The sequence below is a fragment of the Muribaculum sp. genome, from assembly GCF_029051885.1.
Classification (GTDB): Bacteria; Bacteroidota; Bacteroidia; order Bacteroidales; family Muribaculaceae; genus Muribaculum.
The window spans coordinates 1-6,175 of sequence record NZ_JAIDKI010000098.1 but is presented as its reverse complement, the minus strand read 5'-3'; the positions used below and the strand labels follow the sequence as shown (position 1 = coordinate 6,175).

Annotated in this window: 4 protein-coding genes and 1 pseudogene; 3 read left to right on the top strand and 2 right to left on the bottom strand. The window is 53.6% G+C overall.

The genetic code is table 11. The annotated features are described in order from the left end of the window. Positions 1-97: 97 nt before the first annotated feature. From K2I50_RS04430 to metH, 3 genes are all read left to right on the top strand, one after another. Positions 98-1,018, top strand: coding sequence for a ribonuclease Z (locus tag K2I50_RS04430; protein ID WP_301025019.1), 921 nt, complete (start codon positions 98-100; stop codon positions 1,016-1,018). 6 nt (positions 1,019-1,024) lie between these two features. Next, complete coding sequence (locus K2I50_RS04425) at positions 1,025-1,489, top strand: nucleoside deaminase (protein ID WP_301025018.1); 465 nt, start codon at positions 1,025-1,027, stop codon at positions 1,487-1,489. A 143-nt stretch (positions 1,490-1,632) separates the two neighbouring features. Continuing rightward, positions 1,633-5,412, top strand: coding sequence for a methionine synthase (gene metH, locus K2I50_RS04420; protein WP_301025017.1), 3,780 nt, complete (start codon positions 1,633-1,635; stop codon positions 5,410-5,412). A gap of 98 nt (positions 5,413-5,510) precedes the next feature. Here metH and K2I50_RS04415 read toward each other — a convergent pair whose 3' ends face one another. Both K2I50_RS04415 and K2I50_RS04410 read right to left on the bottom strand, forming a co-directional pair. Further along, on the bottom strand, positions 5,511-5,942 hold the full coding sequence (locus K2I50_RS04415) for a hypothetical protein (RefSeq protein WP_301025016.1): 432 nt from the start codon (positions 5,940-5,942) through the stop codon (positions 5,511-5,513). Positions 5,943-5,950: 8 nt separating this feature from the next. Then, positions 5,951-6,175 (bottom strand): annotated as a pseudogene (locus tag K2I50_RS04410) (3-deoxy-8-phosphooctulonate synthase); the annotation flags it as partial.

Sequence of the window (6,175 nt, the reverse complement as noted above, 5' to 3'; positions counted from 1 at the left end):
CTCCCTCATCACAAGCGAAAATCTGCTCGACGAATGACCGCCCTGACGGTAACATTTATTATTAAACAAGCTCTTATTATTAAACAGGCTCTTAGGTATGGCACAGTTTCAGATAAATTATCTTGGATGTGGCTCCGCTACTCCTACACTCAGGCATCTTCCAAGCTGTCAGGTGATTGATTTCCGCAACAATCTGATGATGGTCGACTGTGGCGAGGGTGCCCAGCTGTCGATGCGGCGTGCGCGTCTGAAGTACTCGCGTCTGTCCCACATATTCCTGTCGCATCTCCATGGCGACCATTGTCTCGGCCTCCCCGGACTTCTGTCTACTCTTGCTCTTACGGGCAAGGAGGGCGGTACGATAACTATACATACCTTTAAGGAGGGCGCCGCTATATTTCGCCGTATGATGGATTTTTTCTGCCGCGAGACTCCGTTTGAGATACAGTATAACATAATCGCTCCGGGCACCGACGATGTAATCTGGGAGTCTGATGCGCTTGAAGTGCGTGCTTTCCCGCTCATCCATCGTGTGCCGTCGACCGGATTCATATTCAGGGAGAAACCCAAACTGCGCCATATCATAGGCGATGCTGTGGCATTCCACCAGGTGCCGGTGCGTGAGATGCAGTCGATAAAGGCGGGTGCCGATTTTGTAAAGCCCGACGGGACTGTGATTGCCAATGAACGGCTGACACGTCCGGCCGATCCGTCGGTGAGCTATGCGTATTGTTCCGATACGGTCTTCAGCGAGGCCGTAGCCCGTGCCGTCGAGGGGGTGGACGTGCTATACCATGAGGCCACATACCTTGATGCCGAGCGCGAAAAGGCCCATATGCGTTTCCACTCTACTGCCGCCGAGGCAGCTCGTGTGGCTCAGCTTGCAGGTGTAAAGCGCCTTGTGCTCGGCCATTTCTCCAAGCAGTATGCCGATGAGGAGGGGCATCTTGCCGAGGCGCGTGCCATATTCCCGGATACCGTAGCCGCATATGAGGGTATGCGTATCGATTTGTTGTAATAGCCTATGGAAAAGATAATTGATATACAGCATAAGGGTGATGATGAGCGCTGGATGCGCGCGGCCCTTGACGAAGCACGACGCGCCATGGAGGCTGACGAGATACCTATCGGAGCTGTCATCGTGGCTGGTGGACGCATTATCGGGCGTGGACACAATCTTACCGAGACTCTTGCGGATGTAACCGCCCATGCTGAGATGCAGGCAATTACTGCGGCGGCATCTACTCTTGGAGGAAAGTATATGCCCGACGCTACACTCTACGTTACAGTAGAGCCTTGCCCGATGTGTGCAGGCGCCATAGGATGGAGCCAGATACGGCGGGTGGTGTACGGGGCCTCTGATGAGAAACGCGGATATACCGGCATAATGTCCCGTTCGCCTTTCCATCCGAAGTGCACTGTTACTTCCGGAGTCCTTGCCGACGAGTGTGCCTCACTGATGCGCTCATTCTTTGCCTCCAAACGATAAAACAGACCTGATATTTCGATATTAAGTCAGGTAAATTTTATTAAACAAGCTCTTAATGCGCTAAACAAGCTCTTAATGATTTTATTAATTCGGTGCAAAGGAGTAACTTTGTGCTGTTATTGCATATATAGACTGCTTGAAAAATGAAATATGCTTCGGCGAGGCTTGTTGCTTCAGTTAAGGAAAGAATAATCGTGCTTGATGGCGCGATGGGTACTATGATTCAGGGCTATGAGTTGACTGAAAGCGACTTCCGTGGCCGGGAGTGGGCCGATAGCCCGGTCAATCTCAAAGGATGCAACGATATCCTGTGTGTGACGCGTCCCGACGTAATCACCGAAATCCACATGGCATATCTCGATGCCGGCGCCAGAATTATAGAGACAAACTCATTCAACTCCAATGCAATATCATTATCGGAGTACGGATTGCAGAGTGAGGCGCCGCGTATCAACATGGCGGCGGCAAGGCTGGCTCGTGATTCAGCCGACTGCTTCATGCGGCAGAATCCCGGCGAAGAGGTCTGGGTGGCCGGAAGTGTGGGCCCCACAAGCAAATCGCTGTCGATGGCACAGTCGATTGGCGATGATACGGATTTTGACTGGGACGCGCTTACAGCCGCTTATTTCGACCAGATGAAGGCGTTGATAGAGGGAGGGGTCGATGTGATTATCATCGAAACCATATTCGACGCTCTCAACGCCAAGGCTGCCATATTCGCCTCACACCGGGCCATGGAGGCAACGGGTGTGCGTGTTCCGGTTATTATATCAGTGACGCTTACCGAAAGCGGCCGTACCCTGTCGGGGCAGACTCTGGAGGCATTTGTTGCCACAGTGGCACATGCCGACCCTATTGCCGTGGGGCTAAACTGCGGTTTCGGAGCAGAAGGTATGATGCCCTATCTCGAGACATTGTCACGTTATCCGTTTGCCGTGTCGGTATACCCGAATGCCGGTCTGCCAAACGAAATGGGACAGTACGACGAGACTCCACAGGTGATGGCGCCCAAGGTGCGTCACATGATGGAGCGGGGACTGGTCAATATAGTGGGAGGTTGCTGTGGCACTACCCCCGACCATATCCGTGAGTTTGCCCGTGAGGCTGCCTCTCATGCTCCACGCCCGATACCGAAGGATACCGGCATAATGACTCTTGCCGGACTCGAGCCTCTTGAAGTAAGCCGTGAGCGTAATTTCCTGAATGTCGGTGAGCGGTGCAATGTGGCCGGAAGCCGTAAGTTTCTCCGACTTGTAAAGGAGGGTTCGATACAGGAAGCGGTAGACATTGCACGCTCGCAAGTAGAAAAAGGAGCCCAGGTGATTGATGTGAACATGGACGACGGAATGCTTGATACTCCGTTGGAGATGGCTCGCTTTATCAGCCGGCTTGGTGCCGAACCCGATGTGGCCCGGGTGCCGATTATGGTCGATTCATCGTCATGGAACGCGATAATGTCGGGACTTAAGCGCATACAGGGACGCCCGGTAGTAAACTCCATAAGCCTTAAAGAGGGTGAGGAGGCATTTCTCGCGCATGCACGCGACGTACGTGATATGGGAGCGGCAGTTGTGGTGATGGCATTCGACGAGAGTGGCCAGGCTGTAACTTTCGAACGCCGTACAGAAGTGTGCGCACGTGCATACCGGCTGCTTGTGGATAAGGCCGGAATAAAGCCGCAGGACATAATTTTCGACCCCAATGTGCTCGCTGTAGGTGCTGTAGTCGATAGCGGCGATGGCACTACGGACCCCGATGAACTTATGCAGAGCCGGCGCTCAGCTCTTGATTTCCTGCGTACGATAGAATGGATAAAGGAAAACCTCCCCGGAGCTAAGGTAAGCGGCGGCATAAGCAATCTGTCGTATGCTTTCCGCGCCAACAAGTATGTGCGCAAGGCGATGCACAGCATATTCCTCCACCATGCCATCAGGCTCGGCATGGACATGGCCATTGTAAACGCTGCCGAAGCTATTCCTGTCGATGACATACCATCAGACCTACGCGAGGCTATCGACGACCTGTTGCTGTGTCGCCGCGACGATGCCACCGAGAGGCTTATGGAGATTGCCACGGAGATGATGGATTCGCAGGGACCATCTGCCGGGGCTACTGCCGCAGGAAAAAATGATGCAGCCGCGATGACTCCTTCGCAGAAGCTGCAAAAAATGGTAGAGCGCGGAATGACAGAGGGCATTGAGGCGGTGCTTGCCGAGGTTCTTGCCGAGTATGGGGGGCGCCCGTCGGCAGTCATTGACGGGCCGCTGATGAAGGGCATGGACCATGTAGGCACAATGTTTGGCGAGGGTCGCATGTTTCTGCCCCAGGTAGTAAAGAGTGCTCATGCTATGAAGCGTGCTGTAGAGTGGCTCACTCCGTATATCGAATCGGAGTCGAAGCGAGCCTCGGCCGACTCCGGTGAGGCTGCATCGCGCCGCCAGGCTATGGTAATCGCTACCGTCAAGGGCGATGTACACGACATCGGTAAGAATATCGTGGCGACTGTGTTGCGCTGCAATGGCTTGGAAATAATCGACCTTGGTGTAATGGTGCCTGCGCAGGATATTGTAGACCGCGCGATTGCTGAATCCGCCGTGTTGATAGGTCTGAGCGGACTGATTACTCCTTCGCTTGAAGAAATGTGCGGTGTCGCACGACTTATGGAAGAGCGTGGGCTTACAATTCCGCTGCTTATAGGTGGCGCCACCACTTCGGCTGTGCATACGGCGGTGAAGATTGCTCCATGTTATTCCGGACCGGTAATCCACACCCGCGATGCTGCGATGCTCCCGTCGGTAGTCAAGTCGCTGCTGAATGACGATACCCGCGATTCTTTCGTGAAGGATAATGCCGAGGCGCAGCGAAAACTGCGGGAAGATTACGAGGCCGAGCAGTCGCGTCGTCGTTCAAAAGCCTCCGGTATTGCCATATCCCCACAAAAAGCATTGGAGATGCGTCCGGCATGGGATTTCCCTGTCGTGCGTCCGGCATGCCAGGGTGTGACTGATGTAAGGATTCCTGTTGCAGAGGCGCGCAGGCTTATCAATTGGCGCGCATTCATGACAGCATGGGGGCTTGACGCCTCGCTGTCGGCTGTCGCGGAGATTCAAGGCTGCGATCATTGCCGCGCCCAGTGGCTGGCATCCGTACCGCAGCAACGTGTGGCTAAAGCCGCCGAGGCCATGCAGCTTGCCAAGGAAGCACGTGTGGCACTTGATTATATCGAGCGGACATTGCTCCCAGATGGTATTACAGCGCGTGTAGCACTACTTCCTGCCGGTAGCCGCGGTGATGATATTATAATCGAGTCGGGAGATGAAGAGCTGACCTTCCCTACACTGCGTCGTATGCCGTCGACACCAGGTGACACTTCCATGGCCCTTTCCGACTTTATATCTCCTGTTTCGCAGGATGGACGCATGGTGGATTATGCTGGGCTCTTTGCAGTCACTACTGGCAATGAAGTGGAATCGAGGGCCGCAATGCTTAAGGAGCGCGGTGATGACTACCATTCGCTTCTCTACCGCATTCTTGCCGACCGCCTTGCAGAGGCTGCGACCGAATGGCTCCACTGGTATGTGCGCACATCACTGTGGGGATACGCTCCCGGCGAAGCTATGCCTAAGGGTGCTCTCGCCGACAACTCATACCGCGGCATCCGCCCGGCTTTCGGCTATCCCAGTCTCCCCGACCAGTCGTTGATATTCATTGCCGACAAGGTGCTCCACTATGCATCTATGGGAATAACCCTGACAGAAAATGGAGCGATGCATCCTGCGGCCTCGACTTCAGGATTGTTGTTCTCTCACCCGGAGAGCCGCTACTTTGTGGTTGACCGTCTTGACGCCATGCGGCTGTCGGACTATGCATCACGCCGTGGCATTACTCTATCCGACCTTTCCCGTTTTCTTCCAGGGCTGTAAATGTGACCGTTGGTCATACCGTGTAAAAATCACCCCGGTTAAAGTCTACAGCCTTTAACCGGGGTAAATTTGTATTGGGATATTATCGGAATATGCTTTTACAATTTGCTAATGTCATCCCAGGCAGGATAGATATCTAAAATCGTGAGGTTGCCATCGCAGTTGCAGGCCTTCACTGGTATGACTGTCTCTTCCTCTTTTATGGTAGGATTCCAGTTGTATTTAACCAGGTACCAATTGTCTTTATATGGCTCGACGGTCAGGGTCTCAATCATATTCTGACAGACGTCCTGTGCATAGATTATTGTGTCGGCTCCACATTCTTCACACCGCTCATTCAGTTTGTTTATCAGTTCAGGCGACATGTGAGCTTCTTTCAGGGCTATGTTTTTGGCATCATTACATAAGTCAAGATTAGTTATGTATGTGACATAGAAATCCTTCAGTTTCGCCTCACATTGTGCGAAAGAAGTCAGGGAAAGAAGTGAGAGGCTGACCACGAGGATTGTACGCAATGCATTCACAGGCAAGGTAGTGTTCAGAATTCATTGATTGCCGCGCGTATGGCCGAGAGACGGCGCAGAAGGGTGGGGAGCTGGTCGAGAGGCAGCATGTTGGCACCGTCGCTCTTGGCGCATGACGGATTGCGGTGGGTCTCGATGAACAGTCCGTCTACACCGGTGGCTATGCCTGCGCGTGCGATGGTCTCGATAAGGTCGGGGCGTACGCCGGTGACTCCTGCCGCCTGGTTGGGCTGCTGCAG

What these genes read in the sequence shown, in the direction of transcription:
- K2I50_RS04430 (WP_301025019.1), top strand. Translation starts at nt 98, where the DNA reads ATGGCACAGTTTCAGATAAATTATCTTGGATGTGGCTCCGCTACTCCT.
- metH (WP_301025017.1), top strand. Translation starts at nt 1,633, where the DNA reads ATGAAATATGCTTCGGCGAGGCTTGTTGCTTCAGTTAAGGAAAGAATA.
- K2I50_RS04425 (WP_301025018.1), top strand. Translation starts at nt 1,025, where the DNA reads ATGGAAAAGATAATTGATATACAGCATAAGGGTGATGATGAGCGCTGG.